Annotated in this window: 1 protein-coding gene; it reads right to left on the bottom strand. The window is 41.0% G+C overall.

From position 1 onward, the window contains the following. The coding region (locus KVT39_RS38840) for a hypothetical protein (protein WP_368858972.1) at positions 1-160 on the bottom strand (160 nt) is incomplete at its 3' end. Between the last annotated feature and the right edge of the window lie 111 nt (positions 161-271).

Raw genomic sequence — 271 nt, 5'->3', positions numbered from 1 at the left:
TAGAATAAGTGATGATCTTCTTGTCCCAATGTAGAAGTATCCAAGACAAGTTATGGTATGATGAAGGTAAAGAGCTTAAGAGATGAAGCGCCTTCCTTTCATCATCCATGATGTCACCAAGGTTCTCCAAGTCCACCACCAGGTCATCAAATGCATCGATGTGGTCTCAGATGTTCAAACCTTGCACCATCTTCATCATCGTCAGCTTCACAAAAGTTGTTAGCCAAGTTGACAACTCCTTTGAAGTGTACTTCACAATCAACTCATTGAA

It is taken from the genome of Burkholderia sp. GbtcB21, from assembly GCF_019091065.1.
GTDB classification, from domain to species: Bacteria; Pseudomonadota; Gammaproteobacteria; order Burkholderiales; family Burkholderiaceae; genus Burkholderia; species Burkholderia pyrrocinia_C.
This window is presented reverse-complemented; position numbering and strand designations above follow the sequence as displayed.